General features: G+C 40.6%; 19 protein-coding genes and 1 riboswitch. Of the genes, 12 read left to right on the top strand and 7 right to left on the bottom strand.

Translation table 11 applies throughout. The annotated features are described in order from the left end of the window. Positions 1 to 19 precede the first annotated feature (19 nt). Both thrS and grxB read right to left on the bottom strand, forming a co-directional pair. Positions 20 to 1,954 (bottom strand): threonine--tRNA ligase, encoded by a 1,935-nt coding sequence (gene thrS, locus L4F92_RS06890; RefSeq protein WP_250363165.1) that lies wholly within the window; start codon positions 1,952 to 1,954, stop codon positions 20 to 22. 228 nt (positions 1,955 to 2,182) lie between these two features. Continuing rightward, on the bottom strand, positions 2,183 to 2,833 hold the full coding sequence (grxB, locus tag L4F92_RS06895) for a glutaredoxin 2 (RefSeq protein ID WP_250363166.1): 651 nt from the start codon (positions 2,831 to 2,833) through the stop codon (positions 2,183 to 2,185). Positions 2,834 to 2,984: 151 nt separating this feature from the next. Between grxB and L4F92_RS06900 the strand changes: the two genes are divergently transcribed. After that, positions 2,985 to 3,854 carry a fructosamine kinase family protein gene (locus L4F92_RS06900; protein WP_250363167.1) on the top strand — a complete coding sequence of 290 codons (870 nt, stop codon included), beginning with the start codon at positions 2,985 to 2,987 and terminating at the stop codon, positions 3,852 to 3,854. Then, positions 3,851 to 4,498: a hexitol phosphatase HxpB gene (hxpB, locus tag L4F92_RS06905; protein ID WP_250363168.1), complete on the top strand. Its 648-nt coding sequence runs from the start codon at positions 3,851 to 3,853 to the stop codon at positions 4,496 to 4,498. The genes L4F92_RS06900 and hxpB overlap by 4 nt, the downstream gene beginning before the upstream one ends. A 37-nt stretch (positions 4,499 to 4,535) precedes the next feature. Here hxpB and L4F92_RS06910 read toward each other — a convergent pair whose 3' ends face one another. Genes L4F92_RS06910 through L4F92_RS06920 form a run of 3 tightly spaced genes read right to left on the bottom strand, consistent with a single transcriptional unit; the run spans position 4,536 to position 6,957 of the window. Further along, complete coding sequence (locus L4F92_RS06910) at positions 4,536 to 5,480, bottom strand: ABC transporter substrate-binding protein (RefSeq protein ID WP_250363169.1); 945 nt, start codon at positions 5,478 to 5,480, stop codon at positions 4,536 to 4,538. A gap of 8 nt (positions 5,481 to 5,488) precedes the next feature. Further along, positions 5,489 to 6,244, bottom strand: coding sequence for an ABC transporter permease (locus tag L4F92_RS06915; protein ID WP_442778840.1), 756 nt, complete (start codon positions 6,242 to 6,244; stop codon positions 5,489 to 5,491). Then, positions 6,244 to 6,957 (bottom strand): ABC transporter ATP-binding protein, encoded by a 714-nt coding sequence (locus tag L4F92_RS06920; RefSeq protein ID WP_250363170.1) that lies wholly within the window; start codon positions 6,955 to 6,957, stop codon positions 6,244 to 6,246. The genes L4F92_RS06915 and L4F92_RS06920 overlap by 1 nt, the downstream gene beginning before the upstream one ends. Before the next feature lie 72 nt (positions 6,958 to 7,029). Next, a riboswitch (TPP riboswitch) is annotated at positions 7,030 to 7,120 on the bottom strand. 167 nt (positions 7,121 to 7,287) lie between these two features. Between L4F92_RS06920 and L4F92_RS06925 the strand changes: the two genes are divergently transcribed. The 8 genes from L4F92_RS06925 to L4F92_RS06960 all read left to right on the top strand — a co-directional run bounded on the left by L4F92_RS06925 (position 7,288) and on the right by L4F92_RS06960 (position 16,482). Further along, positions 7,288 to 9,198 carry an FTR1 family iron permease gene (locus L4F92_RS06925; RefSeq protein ID WP_250363171.1) on the top strand — a complete coding sequence of 637 codons (1,911 nt, stop codon included), beginning with the start codon at positions 7,288 to 7,290 and terminating at the stop codon, positions 9,196 to 9,198. A 35-nt stretch (positions 9,199 to 9,233) separates the two neighbouring features. Further along, positions 9,234 to 9,755, top strand: a complete 522-nt coding sequence (locus L4F92_RS06930) for an iron transporter (RefSeq protein ID WP_017805905.1) — start codon at positions 9,234 to 9,236, stop codon at positions 9,753 to 9,755. A 378-nt stretch (positions 9,756 to 10,133) separates the two neighbouring features. Next, entirely contained in the window at positions 10,134 to 10,631 is a 498-nt protein-coding gene (locus L4F92_RS06935; RefSeq protein ID WP_250363172.1) for an REP-associated tyrosine transposase, read from the top strand. 481 nt (positions 10,632 to 11,112) lie between these two features. After that, positions 11,113 to 12,510 (top strand): Fe-S-containing protein, encoded by a 1,398-nt coding sequence (locus L4F92_RS06940; RefSeq protein ID WP_250363173.1) that lies wholly within the window; start codon positions 11,113 to 11,115, stop codon positions 12,508 to 12,510. Next, positions 12,510 to 13,832: an ABC transporter permease gene (locus tag L4F92_RS06945; RefSeq protein ID WP_250363174.1), complete on the top strand. Its 1,323-nt coding sequence runs from the start codon at positions 12,510 to 12,512 to the stop codon at positions 13,830 to 13,832. The genes L4F92_RS06940 and L4F92_RS06945 overlap by 1 nt, the downstream gene beginning before the upstream one ends. Beyond that, a complete protein-coding gene (locus tag L4F92_RS06950; RefSeq protein WP_442778841.1) occupies positions 13,819 to 14,970 on the top strand; it encodes an ABC transporter permease in 1,152 nt (383 codons plus the stop codon). The genes L4F92_RS06945 and L4F92_RS06950 overlap by 14 nt, the downstream gene beginning before the upstream one ends. 1 nt (position 14,971) lies before the next feature. Continuing rightward, positions 14,972 to 15,640 (top strand): ABC transporter ATP-binding protein, encoded by a 669-nt coding sequence (locus L4F92_RS06955; RefSeq protein ID WP_250363175.1) that lies wholly within the window; start codon positions 14,972 to 14,974, stop codon positions 15,638 to 15,640. A gap of 23 nt (positions 15,641 to 15,663) precedes the next feature. Further along, positions 15,664 to 16,482 carry a D-hexose-6-phosphate mutarotase gene (locus L4F92_RS06960; RefSeq protein ID WP_250363176.1) on the top strand — a complete coding sequence of 273 codons (819 nt, stop codon included), beginning with the start codon at positions 15,664 to 15,666 and terminating at the stop codon, positions 16,480 to 16,482. An 82-nt stretch (positions 16,483 to 16,564) separates the two neighbouring features. Here the strand turns inward: L4F92_RS06960 and L4F92_RS06965 are convergent, their stop codons facing one another. Together L4F92_RS06965 and L4F92_RS06970 are read right to left on the bottom strand one after the other, a co-directional pair. Further along, a complete protein-coding gene (locus tag L4F92_RS06965) occupies positions 16,565 to 17,524 on the bottom strand; it encodes an AEC family transporter (protein ID WP_250363177.1) in 960 nt (319 codons plus the stop codon). A 114-nt stretch (positions 17,525 to 17,638) separates the two neighbouring features. After that, the gene (locus tag L4F92_RS06970; RefSeq protein WP_250363178.1) at positions 17,639 to 18,253 is read right to left on the bottom strand and encodes a riboflavin synthase subunit alpha; all 615 of its coding nucleotides are present in this window, start codon (positions 18,251 to 18,253) and stop codon (positions 17,639 to 17,641) included. Between the two features lie 80 nt (positions 18,254 to 18,333). On the opposite strand from L4F92_RS06970, the gene L4F92_RS06975 reads away from it, so the two are divergent. Further along, positions 18,334 to 19,728, top strand: a complete 1,395-nt coding sequence (locus L4F92_RS06975; protein ID WP_250350505.1) for an MATE family efflux transporter — start codon at positions 18,334 to 18,336, stop codon at positions 19,726 to 19,728. Positions 19,729 to 19,737: 9 nt separating this feature from the next. Further along, positions 19,738 to 20,784, top strand: a complete 1,047-nt coding sequence (locus L4F92_RS06980; RefSeq protein WP_250363179.1) for a Gfo/Idh/MocA family oxidoreductase — start codon at positions 19,738 to 19,740, stop codon at positions 20,782 to 20,784. Positions 20,785 to 20,843 lie beyond the last annotated feature (59 nt).

The following is a 20,843-nucleotide window of genomic DNA, read 5'->3' on the forward strand; positions in this document are numbered from 1 at the left end:
TAATATTTAGTGCGGTTTTCTACTCTTGCTCACCAAGCAATTTCAATTCTCGGTTTTTCACTTGATGTTTCAGCATTTCAGTAAATTCTGCGATGGTGAACGTACCTAAATCAGCCCCTTTACGAGTACGCACAGCGATTTTGCCTTCGGCAATTTCTTTATCGCCACAAACTAACATATAAGGTACGCGTTTTAAGGTATGTTCACGGATTTTAAAGCCAATTTTCTCGTTGCGTAAATCCGCTTTAGCACGCAAGCCCGCATCAGAAAGGGCTTTCACCACCTCTTTTACATAATCCGCTTGGCTATCGGTAATATTCATCACCACAGCCTGAGTTGGAGCAAGCCAAGGTGGGAAGAAACCCGCGTAATCTTCGGTGATAATGCCGATAAAACGCTCTAATGAACCTAAAATCGCACGGTGAATCATTACTGGAGTTCGGCGATCATTGTCTTCCGCAACATAAGACGCATTTAAACGACCCGGTAAAGCAAAATCAAGCTGGATTGTGCCACATTGCCATTCACGATCAAGGCTATCACGCAGAGCAAATTCAATTTTAGGCCCGTAAAATGCGCCCTCACCTTCTTGAATTTCGTATTCTAATCCATTGTGTTTTAAGGCATTTGCTAGACCTTGCTCTGCTTGATCCCACATTTCATCAGAACCAATGCGTTTCTCTGGACGCGTAGAAAGTTTCACTTGGATATTATTGAAACCAAACGTACTGTAAATATCATAAACCATACGGATACAACTGGTTACTTCGCTTTCAATTTGATCTTCCGTACAGAAAATATGTGCATCATCTTGGGTAAAACCACGCACACGCATTAATCCGTGCAATGAACCTGACGGTTCGTTACGATGACAAGAACCAAATTCCGCCATACGAATTGGCAGATCACGGTAAGATTTTAAGCCTTGATTGAAGATTTGCACGTGTCCGGGGCAGTTCATTGGTTTAATGGCATATTCACGGTTTTCTGATGAGGTGGTGAACATTAAATCACCATAGTTTTGCCAATGCCCTGTTTTTTCCCATAAAACACGATCCATCATAAATGGCCCTTTCACTTCTTGATAATCGTACTCTTTTAATTTAGTACGCACGAAAGTTTCAAGCTCACGGAAAATCGTCCAACCGTCATTATGCCAGAACACCATACCCGGTGCTTCTTCTTGCATATGATAAAGATCAAGCGCTTTACCAATTTTACGATGATCGCGTTTTGCTGCTTCTTCTAAACGTTGCAAATAGGCGGCAAGTTGTTTTTTATCCGCCCACGCCGTGCCGTAAATACGCTGTAACATCTTGTTTTTGCTATCACCACGCCAATATGCACCAGCCACTTTTTGTAATTTGAAATGATGACAGAAACGCATATTTGGTACGTGTGGGCCACGACACATATCAATATATTCTTCGTGGTGATACAGCGCTGGGGTGGCTGTTTTTTCGATATTTTCATCTAAAATCGCCATTTTATATGGCTCACCACGTTGTTCAAAAGTATCTCTTGCCTCTTGCCAAGTTACGCGTTTTTTCACCACATCATAATTGGTTTTTGCTAGTTCAAGCATTCTTTTTTCAATGGCGTCAAGATCTTCTTGCGTTAAAGAGCGGTCTAAATCCACATCATAATAAAAACCGTTTTCAATGGTTGGCCCGATAGCCATTTTTACACCAGGGAAAAGCTGTTTAATCGCGTGTCCTAATAAATGCGCGCAAGAGTGGCGAATAATTTCCAGTCCATCTTCATCTTTGGCGGTAATAATTTCTAGCTTGGCATCTTGATCAATCAGATCACACGCATCACGGCGTTCACCGTTCACACGCCCTGCGATAGTCGCTTTGGCTAAACCTGCACCAATATCTTGTGCAACGTCAAGCACTGTAACGGGTTTATCAAATTGGCGTTGTGAGCCATCGGGTAAAGTAATAATTGGCATATCAAATCCTTATACAGTGGTTACCCATACGAGAGGTAACTTGTTGATTAAATTAAAAATAAACTAAAAAAGCACCGCACTTTGTTATACCTACAATGTATTTTCCGCACCGTGCTTTCTCTATTATCGAATCGCTTTTGGTATGGCTTTCGATTTAAGCGCGTGATCATACGCTATTTTGCGTTGAAAACCAACTTTCTCGCCGATTTTCCTCGGCGTTTTACAACACTAAACGGCTTTATCGAAATATAATTCAACTTGCGATAAGCTCGCCATCGTTTCCACATAGGCTTTCACTTTTGGCGGGAAAACAAGCCCTTTCACACAAGTGAGGTTGCGTAACATTGGGAAAAGCAAAATATCTTCCATCGAAAGCTGATTATTTACCCCATTTTCTGACAAAATCAATGGTTCAAGAGCGGTAAAATCTTGTTGCAGTTTTTCAATATATTGCGCAGAATTCGCAAGATTTTCAGCAAAATCACCAATACTTTCTGTTTTCTTTTTCACGAAATAATCCACCGCACTTTGGGTAGTAAATTCAGGCAAGCCTAACTGCACAAAACGTGGCAATAACAGATGATTATAATAACTGCCGACTGCTTTCATCCACGCTTGCAGATCGCTACGCACCTCATCATCTGGTAACAAGCGATTGCCATAATTTTGATCCACATAATGCACAATATCTAAACTTTCTGGCATTGCTGTGCCATCTTCTTTAATCAAGATTGGCGCCATTTTCTTTCCAATCAAGGAAACTGGCGTTGCTTCATCATCACTTAATAGCATTAGCTCTATCACGGGCAAATTCTTTAAGCCAAAAATCATTCTAGCACGCACGCAGAATGGACAATGATCATAAACGTATAACTTCATTTTTGCTCCTTAATAAATTATTTATGTAAATCTGGGCTACCTTACCGCAAATTTTTTGATCCGCAAATAAAAAACTTGATGTTCATCACAGATTATTTTGCCAATTTTCTTTACGATCAAGACGTGGTACAAGTTGAATATAGGGGGACTTATGTGGAAATCAATTTCTCAAGTTTTAGCCGAACATCTTGGTGCGTATTATTTTATCAAGCAAAAACGTAAAGTGCATACGGGCGAAATGCACGAAGCTTGGATTATTGATGATGGCATCCAGCCTGTTTTTGTCAAAATCAATACAAAATCCTACCGCTCTATGTTTCGCGCCGAAGCGGATCAATTGGCGTTGCTAGCCAAAACGGGCTGTGTTCAAGTACCGCAAGTTTACGGTGTAGGCTGTTCGCCAAACCACAGTTTTTTACTGTTAGAAGCCCTTCCTTTCACCTCCCCTACTGAACAAAGTATGGCACAATTCGCGCCCCAATTAGCTCAACTTCATCAATGGGGAAACGTTGAGCATTACGGATTTGATTTCGATACTTGGCTTGGGCCAGTGTATCAACCAAATGGGTGGTCAGATAATTGGGCAACCTTTTTTAGCGAACAGCGCATTGGCTGGCAATTACAGATCTGTAAAGAAAAAGGCTTAGACTTTGCGGATATTGATAAGTTGGTTGCCCTTGTTGCCAAACGTTTAGCCAAACATCAACCAAAGCCTGCGCTATTACACGGTAATCTTTGGATTGAAAATTGTGCAACAGTAACTGGCAAGCCTTTTACTTACGATCCAGCTTGCTACTGGGGCGATCACGAATGCGATCTCGCATTTAGCGAATTGTTTCAACCATTCCCAGAAAAATTTTACCAAAATTATCACCGCACTTTACCTATTGATGAGGGCTATGTACAACGTAAACCGCTTTATCAGCTTTATTATTTATTAAATTTTAGCCATCGTTTTTCAGCCCACTATGTGGCACTCACGAATGCTGTTATTGACAAATTATTCAAGGAGAATCTATGAAATTTCAAGCAGTTATCTTCGATATGGATGGCGTATTAATTGATTCAGAACCCTTTTGGAAACAAGCTGGCATAGACGTATTTGATCAAATTGGCATTGCTGTCAGCCAACAAGAAATGCAAGCGCTAACAGGAATGCCTGCGGCGGGCATTATCAAAACTGTTTATCAACGCTATCAACAAATGCCTGTTCCTGTTGAAGAGATGGTAAAGCGAATGAATGACTGCGCCATTTCAATGATTTTGGAAAATAAACCGTTAATGCCCAATGTGCCAGAAACCCTTGAAAAACTCACCGCACTTGGTTGTAAACTGGCGGTTGCCTCTGCTTCACCCCGTTATTTATTAGAACAAATCACCGAACGCTGTGGGATTGCGCGCTATTTCCAATATCTTTCCTCTGCCACGGAATTAGATTACAACAAACCGCACCCACAGGTGTATTTACACGCTGCACATCAATTAGAGATCGACCCTCAAGCCTGTTTAGGCATTGAAGATTCCGTGCTAGGAATGACGGCGGTGAAAGCTGCCTCAATGCACTGTGCCGTTATCCCTGCCCGAATGGAACGCAATGATCCTCGTTGGTCATTAGCCGATTATAAACTCGAACAGCTAACCCAAATTCCTAAACTTTTTGCATAAAAAACGGGCGGAAAATCACCGCCCTTTCTATTCGATGTTATTCAACTTGAATAGCATAATCAGACAATTTAGGCACCTGCTTAATCAACCCTTGTTGCTGCATAAATTTTGCCATTTTTTCGTAACGCGCATTATCTAATGCACTCGGGCGTAAGCTCAAGCGTGGTAAAGTATCGCGCCAAGCCAAACGATTAAGTTCATTGTCTAAATCTTGCGGCTTATAACTGACAAATGACTGCCAACTTTGTTGTGGGTGATTTAAGATATAAACACTTGCTTGTTCAAGTGCGGTCAAAAATGCACGGATTTTTTGCCTAGAAAGCTGATTTCTATTGGCGACTAAAATCAATTCATCGTACATGGGTACGCCTTGTTCTTCTGGATAAAACGCCTTACCGGGTTTCTTTTCTATATCCATCTGATTTAGCTCAAAATTGCGAAATGCGCCAATAACGGCATCTACTTGTCCACTGAATAACGCAGGGGAAAGCGACCAATTCACGTTCACCAATTCCACATCATTTAAAGAAAGACTTGCAGATTTTAGCATTTCACCAAGCAAGGCATCTTCAAAACCACTGACTGAATAGCCGATCTTTTTCCCTTTTAAATCGGCAATTTGTTCAATACCACTGTCTTTTAATACCACGAGGCTATTCAAGGGGGTTGAAATTAATGTGCCGACACGCACCAGAGGCAAGCCTTCCGCCACTTGCATTTGCAACTGAGGTTGGTAATCCACGGCCAAATCCGCCTGCCCAGCTGCCACTAATTTAGGGGGCATCGAGGGGTCGGCTGGCTCAACAATTTCAACCTGCAAGCCATTTTCTGCAAAAAAGCCTTTTTGTTGCGCCACAATAATGGCGGCATGATCAGGGTTCACAAACCAATCTAATAATAAGGTTAATTTTTCTTTGGCTTGCACGCTAACGCTCACCCCTAAAGTTAAAATTAAACTGCATAAATACCATTGTTTTTTCATTTTTTCTCCTAACGTAAATGACAGACCCAAGGAATCATGCGGTGAAGCAATTTATCTATCACGAAATACAACAAGAGTGCGATAACAACCAAAATAAACAACGCCGCAAACATTAAACTAATTTGGATTCGTGCATTGGCTTGCAACATCAAATAACCAAGTCCTTGCGATGAACCCACCCATTCGCCCACAATCGCGCCAATGGGGGCAACCGATACGGCAATTCGCAACCCTGAAGCTAACGCGGGTAAGGCTGCTGGCAAACGGACTTTAAATAATAATTGCTGTGATGAGATCCCCATTGTTCGAGCCAGCTCCAACCATTGCTTTGGGGTGTTACGCAAGCCGTCATAACAGCTAGCAGTAACAGGAAAATAAATAATCAAAATCGTCATTGCGATTTTTGATGCAATGCCGTAACCAAACCAAAGAACCAATAAAGGGGCAATCGCAAAAACAGGAATCGCCTGCGAAGCAATTAAAATGGGTAACAAAAAAGCAGAAAGTGTTTGTGAAGAAGCAAGCAATAAGGCAGAAAGCAAACCAAATAAAAAACCTAGCACCAATCCTAACAAAATTTCCCATAAGGTAATTTTGCCGTGCATAAACAATAATCCCCATTGTGAAGAGATTTCATTAAGTACGGAAATGGGTTCAGGCAATAAATAATGAGGGATCGAAAAGACGAAAATTGCCCCTTGCCAACATAAGGCAAAAAATAACGTCATCATTAATGCTCGGAATAAACTTTGCCACGCCAACATTATTGTTCCTCCATTAATTGCGCAAACAAATATTGCTGCAATTGCCATAATTTTTCTTGTGAAAAATCTCGTGGTGCATTACCTTGCGGGCAAATAGGTTCAGAAAGCTGAACAGGTTGCTGGCGTAAAATATAAATTTTATCTGCTAACAATAAGGCTTCTTGCGGATCGTGGGTGATTAGCAGTACGGTTTTATCCTTTAATAAACGATGTGAAAGTTGCTGTAATTGCAAACGGGTTACCGCATCTAAAGCAGAAAATGGCTCATCCATTAAAATAATCTCCGCCTCCTGCATTAATGTGCGAGCCAGTGCAACGCGCTGACGTTGTCCACCGGAAAGTTGATAGCAAGGTTTGTGCAAATGTTGTTCCATTTTCACCGCACTTAATAATGCCCGTGCTTTTTCTTCCGTTTTTTTCGTTTTGCTATGAGTAAGATGTTGATAAAGCTGAACATTATCTAAAATCGAAAGCCAAGGATACAAACTATCCTGTTGTGCAAGCCAAGCAATTTTCCCTGAACATTTAATGTTACCCTGTGTAATCGCCTGATGTTCTAACCCTGCAATAGCACGCAATAAAGTGGATTTTCCCACGCCTGATGCACCAAGCAATGCCACCCATTCCCCTTGCGATACCGTAAAATGAAAATGCGAAAATAAAGGTTGCTCAGCAAAGTTAAGTTGAAGATCGGAAATGTCGATCGCTTTCATCGTTCACTCACAAATCAACGTGATTGAAAAAAGCAATAATAGAAGTGCGGTAAGAATTTAATAAAAAAAGAAGATCGTTCATAATTAGTTTCCTACGTCAGTGTTAGCTGTATCAGGTTCACGGGTATCATCTCAGCTTAAATAAGCACCCCGACTAATGGAAAACAGTCTAACGGAAGTTCAATTAAAAATCAAAGGATTAATCCGCAAGAATTACTTGATCTTTATCAAGAAAGACAAAATGCTCTTTTTTTCTACTTGATAAATATTTCAATAGAGGCATAATATTATGGAAATAAGAATAACTTTTATTTAGATTAGAGAATAAAAATGGGGCTTTTGCGTTACTATCGTTATCTATTATGTTTAGCTTTGATCTTTTTCACTTCTTTCTCCTCGGCATCTGAAAACTATCAACAATGGATTCAAGACATCGAAAATCGTCTTGATAAAACCGCTCAGCTTTACCAAGAAAAGCAAGTTGATGACGCGCGCAGCGAAGTGCAAATGGCTTATTTTGAAGTGTTTGAAAATTTAGAAGGGCCAATTCGCATTAACTTTTCTGCGCAAAAAAGTTACCAAATGGAAGCCGCTTTTGGTGAAATCCGTAAAATGATCGGTGAAGATAAACCCTTATCTGAAGTGCAGAATAAAATCAGCCAACTAAAACAAGATCTGCAATTCGTCTTGCCTGTTTTAGAACAAGGTCATCAGCTCAACGCCTCTAATCAGCACGATGTTTATCAGCATAATGAGATTGATCCTTATTGGCAGGAAAGTTTTAGAACCATTGATGATCTACTCGCACAAGCCATCAGCACGTACCAAAAAGGTGATCTTGCCCAAGCAAAAAAACTTATTCAGCAAGCCCAATACGATGGCTATAAAAACAGCGAAATGGAAATGTCCATTCGTAAAAACCGTTCTGCCGCTATTTCTGCGAGTATCAATCAGCAATTTTACGATCTCATCAAATTAAGTGAACAGCCTGAACAAATTAATGCCTTGGGTTACCAAATCACCGCCTTATTACAAGATATCGAAGAACAACTTCCTCAACTTCCAACCACGAAAACAGCGCAAGCTACAAATCAAAGTGCGGTGCAAAATTCGCAAGCTCTTTCTGATAATCAAAATTGGGCGGACGTGGCAAGCCAAGTTAATCAAGGTATTACTAATGCCATTGCCTTATTTGAAAAGGGAGAAAGTAAAAAAGCCATTCTTGCTGTGCAAGACACTTATTTTGATATTTTTGAAAACAGTGGAATGGAAAATAAAATAGGCTCTCGTGATAGCCATTTCAAAACCGAAATTGAGGGCTATTTTACCCGTTTAGTCAGCTTGATGAAAGCCAACCAGCCTGCACAACAGCTTCATCAACAAGCAGAAGGTTTAGCGCAAAACTTAACTAAAGCTGTGGAAATGTTGCAAGGTAATCAGCAAAGCGATTGGACAATGTTTCTTTACAGTTTCTTGATTATGCTGCGCGAGGGCTTAGAAGCCTTATTGATTGTCGCGGCCATTGTGGCTTATTTAGTGAAAAATAATCATCAAGATAAATTGCCTGTGATTAAACAATCCGTTTATGTTGCCTTAACTGCAAGTGTCATCACCGCTGCGATTTTCCAATTGGTCTTTTCTAATTCGGGTGCAAGTCGAGAATTACTCGAAGGCTTTACGATGATGATTGCAGTAATAATGCTATTTATGATGAGTTATTGGCTACTTTCCAAAGTTGAAGCGCAAAATTGGAAACGCTATTTAGAAGGGAAACTCTCCGCCGCTCTCACCACAGGATCACTTATCGGTTTATGGATCACCAGTTTTCTTGCGGTTTATCGCGAAGGTGCGGAGACCGTATTGTTTTATTATGCGTTGGCGGGAGATGCCACTAACGCAATGAGCTATGTCTATTTATTTGCGGGCATTGTCGCAGGCATTGTGGTGCTTGCTATTTGCTATGTCATTATGCGTTATTCTGTCGTTAAATTACCGCTTAAACCGTTCTTTATGTTTACGGGATCTTTTATGTATTTAATGGCATTTATTTTCGCAGGAAAATCGGTACTAGAACTGATTGAAGGAAAACTGTTTGAGCCAACGCTGGTTGCCAATGTGCCAGAAATTTCGTGGCTCGGCATTTATCCTTATGTTGAAACCCTAACGCCTCAGGCTATTTTACTTATCGCCGCCGTTTTTGCTTTATTCTATATGAAATATCAAAGCAAAAAACAGGCTTAATGTTGATTTTAACCCCTTAACAGATAGGAGTCCCTATGAAAAAAACATTTGTTGCAGCCACTTTATTAGCGGGAATTTTAACCGCACCTTCCGCCCTTGCCTTCAAAGAATACCCAATTGGTGAAGCGGTAACAATGAACGGTATGGAAATTGCTGCCGTTTATTTACAACCTATTGATATGGAACCACGTGGAATGGGATTATCTGCTAAAGATTCAGATATTCACCTTGAAGCGGATATTCACGCCACTAAAGGCAACGACAATGGCTTTGGTGAAGGTGAATGGATGCCATATTTAACCATTGCATATACCCTTGTAAACACCGATACGGGTGAAAAACAAGAAGGTACATTTATGCCAATGGTAGCCGGCGATGGCCCGCATTATGGCGCAAACGTAAAAATGATGGGCGTGGGTAACTACAAAGTAACCTATCATATCGATCCGCCATCAAAAGCAGGTATGCACCGCCATACTGACAGCGAAACAGGAGTAGGTCGCTGGTGGAAACCTTTTGATGTAAGCTATGAGTTTAAATTTACTGGATTGAAGTAGTTTATATCATAGCACTCGGATAAATTAGAAAATAATATATCTAGTCTTTGGGCGGACACATCGGTCCGCCCCTACAATGCTAGAAATATCTTATTAACATTCCCTAGAATATTTGAATATTACATAACGCGTAGAGGCGGATCTATGTGTCCGCCAAAACAACGGAATAATATTAATAAAGTTCCATAACCGTAGGGACTGACCTATACGTCCACCCAAAAACAACAAAACAATATTAATAGAGTTCCATAACCGTAAGGGCGATCCTATATGTCCTCCCGGAAAACAGAATGATACAAATGAAAACAGAATGATACAAATTGAGTTACATAACCCGTAGGGGCGGACCGATGTGTCCGCCCATATCTCAAAATAAAAATGACTAATGTAACGGAAAAAACAAAACGAAAAGTAATTCGGCTACAACATTATGACTATTCACAAATAGGACTCTACTTTATTACGGTCTGTACTCACAATAAAGAATGCCTATTTGGTAATATCGAAAATCATAAAATGCTAATGAATGATGTTGGAAAAATGATCCAATATTGGTACTTAGAACTTGGAAAGAAATTTCCTAATGTAGAATGTTTAGAATATATCGTGATGCCAAATCATATTCACTTTATTTTATACATTAAAGAACAACAAAAATACAGTATTCCAACCATTGTGCAATGGTTTAAAACAATGACAACAAACAATTATATAAAAAATGTCAAAAACAATCATTGGAAACCATTTGAGGGAAAACTTTGGCAAAGAAGCTATTATGAGCATATTATAAGGAATGAAAAATCCTATCTCGAAATTGCTGAATATATAGAATGTAATCCATATAATTGGAATAATGATAGCTTATTTCAGAATTGATGGTAAGGTAATGGGTGGACACATAGGTCCACCCCTACAATAATTTACAAAATAATATAGTAAATACAAAATATCACACAATATTTCTAACGAAGCTCCCAAAACCGTAGGGGCAGACCTATGCGTCCGCCCAAAACAACGGAATAATATTAATAGAGTTCCATAACCGTAGTGGCGAACCAATGTGTCCGCCCAAAAACAACAGAATGATATTAATAGAGAGCCATAACCGTAGTGGCGGACCTATGTGTCCGCCCCAAAACAACGGAATAATATTAATAGAGAGCCATAATCGTAGTGGCGAACCTATGTGTCCGCCCAAAACAACGGAATAATATTAATAGAGTTCCATAACCGTAAGGGCGGACTTGTATGTCCGTCCAAAAACAATGCAACGATATAAATAAACATCCAAAAAAAGTAGAGGTGAACCTATGTATTCACCTAAAATAACTAAAATACAATATAAATCTAAAAAGCTATGAACTATTACATTGTCTTTCTACTACAAGCCATTTTACCAATTTCATTATTATTAGGGATAAACTGGCTTAACTATCAAAATATTAAACTCAAATCCATCATAGGACTTTCTCTTTTAGGATTAATTTGTGGTGTAATGGGATATTTACAATTACCAACTAACCAACAAATTAAGCTAGGACTAAACCTTTTCTTAATGACCCTCTTTGTGCTGTTCTATCTTGTCCATTTTTTCCATTCAAGTAAATTCGCTTATTTTTGCCAATTTATGCTTTGTCTTGCCGCTGGAATGCTGTGGGCAAGAGATCCCAATATTTCGGCGATTACCAATACAGACGTGATTAATACGGATTTTATCCTACATCTAAGTGCGGTGATTTTTGCCCTTATTTTTTGCTTTTTATTTGCATTTTGGCTCTACCTTTTATTAAAACAAACGAAAACAGCAAAAAAATGTACCGCACTTCCCTTTTTGCTGATTTCTCTCACTACCCTCTTTTTACTCTTGCCTTTAACAGGCGAAGTGTTACTTGGCTTAATGAAATTGCAAGTGATTGATCTGACCAAAGCGCGGTTAAGTTTTGTAGCAAAATCCAGCAATTTAATCAGCTATACCAATTATTTTATCGCGGTACTTACCGCATTAAGCCTGATTTTCTTTACCATTAAAATACATTTTGCCAATAAAGCCGTAGTAAAACAGACGCATCAGCCTATTGAAAAACGTAAAAAATTGGCGATATTGCAAACGAGCCAACGCACTTTGTTATGGGGAGGCATTGCCTTATGTACGATGTTATCTGCGCAACTTTATTGGGATCAAATTGCCTCTCGCCCACCGCAACTTTCTGAAGCTAAAGTGGTAACACTGGATAAACAAAACAGGATTCATATTCCTATCGAACAGGTGAAAGACGGAAAACTGCACCGTTTCGTGTGGATTGCAAGCGATGGTAAAGCGGTACGTTTTTTCATTATCAATCGCTCAACGAAAACACTCAGCTTGGCGGCAGTGTTTGATGCTTGTATTTTGTGTGGCGATCAAGGCTATGTAATGGAAGGCGATCAAGTGGTTTGTGTTGGTTGTGGCGTACGAATGTTTATTCCTTCCATCGGTAAGCCCGGTGGGTGTAATCCTGTGCCAATTGAAGATTGGCAACAAACGGATACGGACGTCATCATCAGCAAAAAAAGTCTTGAAGATGGCTTGAACTATTTTTCTACCATTGTGGAATTAGACGTAAAAGATCCTGTGGATGGCACAACATTGAAAAATACCACGGCGGAACATAAGTATAATTACGCAGGCAAAACTTACTTCTTTGCTAACGAGCAAAATCTCAATGCGTTCCGTGATCACCCTGAAAATTATGTGGCAAAAGAGGAAAATCCATAATGCTCAGTCGAATGTTATTACAATCTTGGCGACACGGGTTAAAACGTAAACTGCTCGCTATTATGACTATTTTTCTCGCCGCAGGTCTTGTTTCTGCATTGCTTGCGGTATCTATTGATATTGGCGATAAGATGGCGCGTGAGCTGAAATCTTATGGAGCAAATATTTTGATTGAACCTGCCAGCAGTGCGGTGCTTTCGGCTGAAATTAATGGGGGCAATAGCCTTTCCACACAGGATTTTTTAGATGAGAAAGAATTGCCCAATGTGAAAGATATTTTCTGGCGTAATAATATTGTGGGCTTTGCTCCTCTGCTCAGTGCAGACGTCGAGGGGCATAATCTAACGCAAAACAATACCCATAATATAGACATTTTAGGCACTTTTTTTGACCATCAAATCGCCATTCCTGATGAAGAAGATTACCACACAGGGCAACGCATTATTAGCCCTTATTGGAAAGTTGAAGGACAATGGGTGGACGATAGTCAGAATAATTTTGCTGAAAATATTCCCGCACTTTTGGGAAATCAATTATCGCACAGCACAAAATGGAAAATCGGTGATCAAATTCAGCTAAGTTATCACGAAGGTGAAACCCAACGTACCCTTAGCATTCATATTGTCGGCATTTTAACCACAGGTGGTGCGGAAGAACAGCAAATCGTGTTACCCCTAAGTGCGGTGCAAAATTTATTAAATTTATCTGGCAAGGTACAAGGCATTAAGGTTTCCGCCCTGACCGTACCTGAAAATAAACTTTCACGTAAAGCACGCGATAACCCTGATGCGTTAGCGGCGGAAGAATATGATCGCTGGTATTGCACCGCTTATGTTTCTTCTATTTCGCATCAATTAGAAGAAGCCATTTCTGGCGCAGTGGTTCGCCCAATCTGGCAAGTTGCCGCCTCAGAAGGCGTGGTCATTGAAAAAATCCAGCTCTTACTTGCAGTGGTTACGGTCGCCGCACTCGTTGCTGCTGCAATGGGGATAGCTTCACTGATGACCACCACCATTATCGAACGTAGTAAAGAAATTGGTTTAATGAAAGCACTTGGAGCTTACCAATGGCAAATTGTCTTACTGTTTTACTGTGAAGCCATTATCAGCGCCCTGCTTGGTGGTGCATTAGGTTGCGTGGCAGGTTGGGGGTTAGCCAAATTTATCGGTATTACCCTATTTGGCGCACCATTAGACTTTGCTTGGATTGTAGTGCCTTGCGTGTTAGTCCTGTCCGTTATTATTGCCCTAATTGGTACGTGGTTCCCTGCACATCGTATTGCGCAACTCTATCCTGTGGAGGTGCTATATGGTCGCCAATAATGCCCATTTAATCCATAAACGTACAATGTTTTGGCGTTTAATTATCAATGCACTGCGGTTACGTTTACAACGGGTGATGATCATTTTTGCGGCACTCACCGTAGGTGCAAGTATTGTTACGGCAATGGCTGCGGTGTATTTTGACATCAACACCAAAATGAGCCAAGAATTACGCACCTTTGGGGCGAATTTTTACATTGGTTCAAACAGCAGTGGCTTAATGAACGAAAAAGACCTTGATCAAATTCTTCGTCAAGCTCCACAAGGATTAATTACCGCAGCCAGCCCGTATCTTTATGGCGTGGCACGGGCTGATTTAGAAAAAGTGGTAATAATGGGCGTATGGTTTGATGCAATGCACACGCTTTCGCCTTATTGGCAAATCACAGGATCAGCCATTGGCGTCAATTTTGATGATCGCAATGCGATGATCGGTAAATCGCTTGCACAACGGTTAAACCTTAATCTTGGCGATAAAATTACCTTAAATAAAGGGGCGGAAAAGCATCAGTTCACCATTAAAGCCATTGTAGAAAGTGGTGATGCCACAGATAATATGTTGATTGTAAACTTGGAATTTGCACAACAATGGCTGGATAAAACAGGCTTGATCACCAATGCCTTGCTAAATGTGAAAAACGATCAAGGACAAGTCAGTCAATTTGCTCACCAATTACAACAACGCTATCCTGATCTTGCCATTCGCCCTATTCTTAAAGTATCCGCTTCAGAAGGACAGATTTTAGATAAAATCAAAGGATTAATGGGCTTGATTTCTGTGGTCATTCTCATTCTCGCCACCCTTTGCGTGAACACTACCTTAATTGCCATTGTAGGTGAACGAGCAAAAGAATTTGCACTACAAAAAGCCTTAGGCGCAAGACAGCAAGATATTATTAAACAAATTGGCACAGAAATTTTGCTTATCGCATTTTGTGCCATCGTGGTAGGGCTAATCTTAGGTTATTTGCTTGCCCAAATTCTTGGTATCACCGTATTTAAAGCTTATATTGATTTACGCTTGCCTGTGATTCCGATCACGATTTTGCTCTCGCTCACGGTGGCGTTTATTGCCGTGATTGTGCCAACACGCCGAGCTTTAGAAATTCAAACAGCCAACGTTTTAAAAGGCGAATAAAATGAAAAAATATGTGATAGAAACCCAACATTTATATAAACGCTTTGGGCAAGTTACCGCCCTTGAAGACATTAATATTCATATTGCTCAAGGGGAATTTGTCGCCATAATGGGCGCATCAGGCTCAGGTAAAACAACGTTAATGAACATTCTCACTGGGCTAGATACGGCAACAGAAGGCAAGGTAATTCTTGATGGAGTAGACGCCGCAGAACTAGACGAAATAGGACGTCAACGCTTCCGTGCGGAAAAGATAGGTTTAGTATTCCAACAATTTCACCTTATTCCCTATCTCACCGCCTTAGAAAATGTGATGCTCGCACAACATTATCACAGTGTGATTGATGAAGAGGCAGCAAAAGCGGTTTTAACACAAGTGGGCTTAGCACACCGTATGAATCACCGCCCAAGCCAACTTTCTGGCGGTGAACAACAACGGGTGTGTATTGCCAGAGCATTGGTGAATCAACCCCCCGTTATTTTTGCCGATGAACCCACTGGAAACCTTGATGAGAAAAATGAAAAACTGGTGCTGAATTTGCTCACAGAACTCAATCAGCAAGGTAGAACTATCGTTATGGTTACGCATAATCCTGAACTGGGTAAACTCACCCACCGCACCCTTTTCCTACAACACGGAAAATTTTTGCGGGAAGAAGTAAACCATTAAACTAATTAAAGGAGAAGCATTGAATGACAACAATAACCACTATTAAACAACTGACCCCAGAATTACGTTTACAACAATATAATGAAATCCCTGTGATCGCTTTAGAACACCGCGTAGGAAAAGCGTTAATTGCCTTGCAAGGCGCACATTTATTTAGCTGGCAGCCGAAAGGAACGTCAAAAGAGGTGCTTTGGCTCAGTGAAATTGAACCCTTTACCTTAGGCAATGCCATTCGCGGTGGCGTGCCAATTTGCTACCCTTGGTTTGGTGGAGCAAAATCCCCTGCACACGGTTACGCCCGTATCAGTTTGTGGCAACTCAGCGATTATAAAATTGAGGAAAATAGAGTGCGGTTGGAATTTTGCTTATTTTCATCTGATCATTTGATCGAAGCAAAAACCACAATGATCTTCAGCCAAGATTGTGAAATTATTTTCCAACATTATGCTCAACAGCCTGCTCAATTAGCCTTACACAGTTATTTTAATTTGAGCGATGTGGCTAATGTGGAAGTGCAAAACTTGCCTACCGAATGTTTCAATACCTTAACCCAACAACAAGAAAATGTGCCTTCTCCACGTTTAATTAATCAGCACATTGATTGCATTTATAAAGTGCAATCCCCTGTTTCTCATCAAATTATAGATAAAGGGGACGCACGCACCATTAATGTTGCACATCATAATGCAAGTAATGTCGTGCTATGGAATCCTTGGCATACATCCACCAGTGGCATTAGTGAAATTGGTTATAAAACAATGGTTTGTTTGGAAACTGCAAGAATTACTCAACCGCTCCAACAAGGGGAATGTTGTTCAGTGAAGATTTCGCTTAATCCATAAAGTGCGGTGATTTTTTAATAAATTTTAGGGCGAAGATTTTCGCCCTTTTTGCTTTCATTTTGCTTTTCATCTCGCTTTATTCTTACACCCAGCCCATTTGATGCAAAATGGTTAAACCCAAGGCGGAAATAAACATTGATGCAAAGGTTGTAATGCCAATAATATTGGCTGCCGTGTTAGCATTGCCGCCCATTCCACGCACCATTGCATAAGCCGCAGCCGCCATTGGTGTCGCATTCATCAAAAAAATCACCCCTAAATTTACCCCGCTAAAACCAAATAATTTGCCCAGTAACACCATAAAGATCGGTGCAATAATCACACGCCCAACGCTTGCCCATAAAGAAATCCCAGAAATTTTATACAAGGCCTTTAATTCAATATTGCCCCCCGCACAAATTAACGCGAGCGGTAACGTCATCGTGGCGAGGTATTGAATTGTGGTGAGCATAAATTTAGGAATAGTCAATTTTAAATAACTGGCTAAAAAGCCTAATAATATGCTGATAATTAAGGGATTTTTTACCACGTTTAAGATCATTCGTGGAATATGCACTTTCCCATCTGAAAGGGAGCGGCTTAAAGTAATCACACCTAACACATTGTAAATAATCGCGGTAGTCGCTGCATAAATGGTGGCTGGCACTAATGCTGCATCACCATAAGCATTTAGGCAAAACGCCAGCCCTAAAATGCTACAATTTCCACGATAGACCCCTTGCACAAAGGTGCCACGTTCGCGTTTTTCTGGCACATATTTGGCTGCAAAAATCTCCGCGCAAAGGAATAGCAATAAGGTTCCGAACACACACGCCAAAATCATAACGAGTTGTTCATTCAACTGCGCAATGGGATTTTTAAATACATTAAGAAAAAGTAAGGCGGGCAAGGTGATTTTGAATACCACGCTAGTGGCTTGCTGGCTAAATTTATCGTCAATGATTTTGCGTTTTCGTAATCCGATACCAAGTATTAACAATAATAACGTCGGTAAAGTCACGCTTATGGAAAAAAGCGCGGAATGCCAAAAATCGTTTTGCATATTGCCCCCATCTATTGCCGCTGCAAACCGCTCATATCCTAGCATATAATGCCGCCGATCAAAGTGCGGTGAAAAATTTCACGATTTTCCACCGCACTTTAGGTTTGTTATGTTTTATTCACCTCGGCTGGCTAAATAGCGTTCCACGGTATCTACAATGGCTTGGGTTTGCGGATCAATTTCAATATTCACGAAATCCCCCACTTCACGTTTGCCAATCAAGGTGCGATGAAGTGTTTCAGGGATAAGATTCACACAAAATTCATCGCCTTTTACTTCACCAATCGTCAGGCTTATCCCGTCTATGGCGATAAATCCTTTGGTGAGAATATATTTCATCAAGCTAGGATCAGGCAACGCAAACCAAATTTGTAAATTATTTTCTGACACAATGCGTTGCGATACCTTTGCAGTGGTGTAAACGTGGCCAGATAAAATATGACCGCCAATTTCGTCCCCCATTTTCATCGCACGCTCAATATTCACCCAATCCCCTTGTTGCAATTCGCCTAAATTGGTAATGCGTAGGGTTTCGGTCATCAAATCAAAGCTGACTAAATCACCTTCGATTTTGGTGACCGTTAAGCATACGCCATTATTTGCCACAGACGCACCAATTTCCAGATTTTCCGTTAATTCCTGTGGCATTTTCACCACCTGTGTTCTAAAATGTGTTTTTTCATCAATAGAATGAATTTGGGCAACACCCTGCACGATTCCTGTAAACATAATTAACTCTCTTATCTTAATAATCATCACCGCTAATTCGGTAAAACTTGCAATAGTATATAACAAATTCGGATATTTTTATGTTATTTAAGTTCATTCAACGTCATCGCCAAGAAATGGAAAAGTTAATCGCCATCGCTTTTCCTATTTTACTGGCGCAATTTGCCCAAAACTCAATGGGCATTGTCGATACCATTATGGCTGGGCGAGTAAGTGCCACAGATATGGCAGCAATTTCTGTCGCCGGTTCAATTTGGTTTCCACTTGTCTTGCTCGGACACGGTTTACTGCTCGCTTTACCGCCAATTATTTCTTATCTTAATGGTTCAGGGCAACGTCATCGCATTGCGCATTATGTGCATCAAGGCTTATGGGTGGTGGTATTAAGCTGCATTCCTATTGGTCTTATCATTTATTTTAGCGATTATGTTGTCAGCCATATGGGAATGGATCCTAAACTTGCCCATATCACGATTGATTACTTGCATATTATGCTATGGGGCTTACCCGGCTATTTACTGATGATAAATTTCCGCTGCCTGAATGATGGCATTGCAAAAACAAAACCAGCAATGGTGATTACTTTTGCTGGGTTATTGCTCAATATTCCGCTCAATTACCTATTTATTTATGGTAAATTTGGCGTGCCTGCTTTCGGTGCGGTAGGTTGTGGGATCGCGACAACAATAGTCAATTGGGCAATGTGTATAATGATGATTGCTTATTCTCGCCACGCAAGAAGCCAGCGTGATTTGAACGTGTTTAACGGATTGATCGAAAAACCCAATCTGACAACATTAAAAAAAGTGCTAGGCTTAGGCTTCCCTATTGGTATTGCGTTATTCTGTGAAGTGGCATTATTTGCCCTTTCTTCCCTTTTGCTCTCCCCCCTTGGAACAGATGTGGTGGCTAGCCATCAAATTGCCCTGACAACCAGTTCCTTTATTTTTATGTTGCCAATGTCCTTAGGTATGGCAACCACCATTTTAGTGGGGCAACGTTTGGGCGAAGGATTATTGCAACAAGCAAAAGCAGTATTCTATTCAGCGCTTGCTGTGGGACTGAGCCTCGCCTGTTTTACTGCACTCATTATGGTTTTATTTAATCAACAAATTCCTAAAATTTACGTTTCAGATCAAGACGTGATTTTAATCGCTAGCCATTTATTGTTGATTTCTGCGTTATACCAGTTTTCCGACAGCATTCAGGTAATCACCGCAGGGGCATTGCGTGGCTACAAAGACACCAAATCTATTTTATACATCACAATGTTTTGTTATTGGGGCATCGGAATGCCGCTGGGCTATCTGTTATCGCGAACCGATTGGCTAATGCCAAGCATCGGTGCAGCAGGATTTTGGGTAGGTTTTGTGGTAAGCCTAACCGTGGCAGCATTCTTACTTATTCAACGTATTCGTAAAATTCAAGCCTTACCCGAACAGGCGATTTTGCAAAAATTAAAAGCAATTCAATAGGAAAATCAAATGGAAAAAATCATTAATGTAGCCATTGCAGGCTTTGGAATGTCTGCCAAAACCTTTCATATGCCTTTTTTAGATCTCGATCCACGTTTTCAAGTGCGTAAAGTGTTTGAGCGTAACAGTGAAAATGCAAAACACGCGTATCCTTATATTCAAGTGGTACATCAATTTGAACAATTACTCAGCCCTGAAATTGACTTGGTGATAATCACCACGCCTAATCTCACCCATTACGAAATGGCAAAACAAGCTATTTTGGCAGGCAAAAATGTCATCGTAGAAAAACCCCTTGCGGTTTACCCTGCGCAAGCAGAAGAGCTAGATAAGCTTGCCAAACAGCATAATGTGATGCTTTCAGTTTACCAAAATCGCCGTTGGGATAATGGTGCTTTAACAGTGAAAAAACTGCTTGAAAATCAAATGTTAGGCGAAATTGTGCATTATGAAATGCGTTACGAACGGTTCAGCCAAAAACCTAATAGCAAAGCGTGGAAAGAAACCGGTGAATTTGGCTCTGGGCTAGTTTATGATTTAGGCGTACATTTGATCGATCATTGCGTAGATTTATTCGGTATTCCCACCGCACTTTATGCAGATATGAAAGCACAACGCGCAGGTGCAAAATCGGAAGATAACTTTGAAATTATTTTCTATTATGCGGACAAAAAAGTGGTGCTATCTTCCACCAAATGCGCCCGCGAACCTGCCCCTTACATTATGTTGCAAGGCACGAAAGGGAGCTACATCAAAGCCACAATGGATAACCAAGAAGCCCTATTGCTCAAAGGCATAAAACCGCAAGGCGATTGGAATGCTGAACCAGAAACAAACTGGGGATTACTCCATACCGAAATCAACGGCATTGTTATTCGTAGCCCAATAGAGAGCGAACGTGGCAACTACCAAGCCTATTACGACAACATTTACGCCGTTCTCACCGAACAAGCCCCATTGCAGGTTACGGCGCAACAAGCCATTGACGTACTGAAATTGATTGCATTGGTCTATGAAAGTGCGGATAAAGGAATGCGAATGGCTATCCACCTATAAACAAGAATAATTCTCATTGATAAGAGCAATATAGTTACTCTATAATCCCCCCTGTTTTT

The sequence above is a fragment of the Avibacterium sp. 21-595 genome, assembly GCF_023611905.1.
Taxonomy (GTDB): Bacteria; Pseudomonadota; Gammaproteobacteria; order Enterobacterales; family Pasteurellaceae; genus Avibacterium.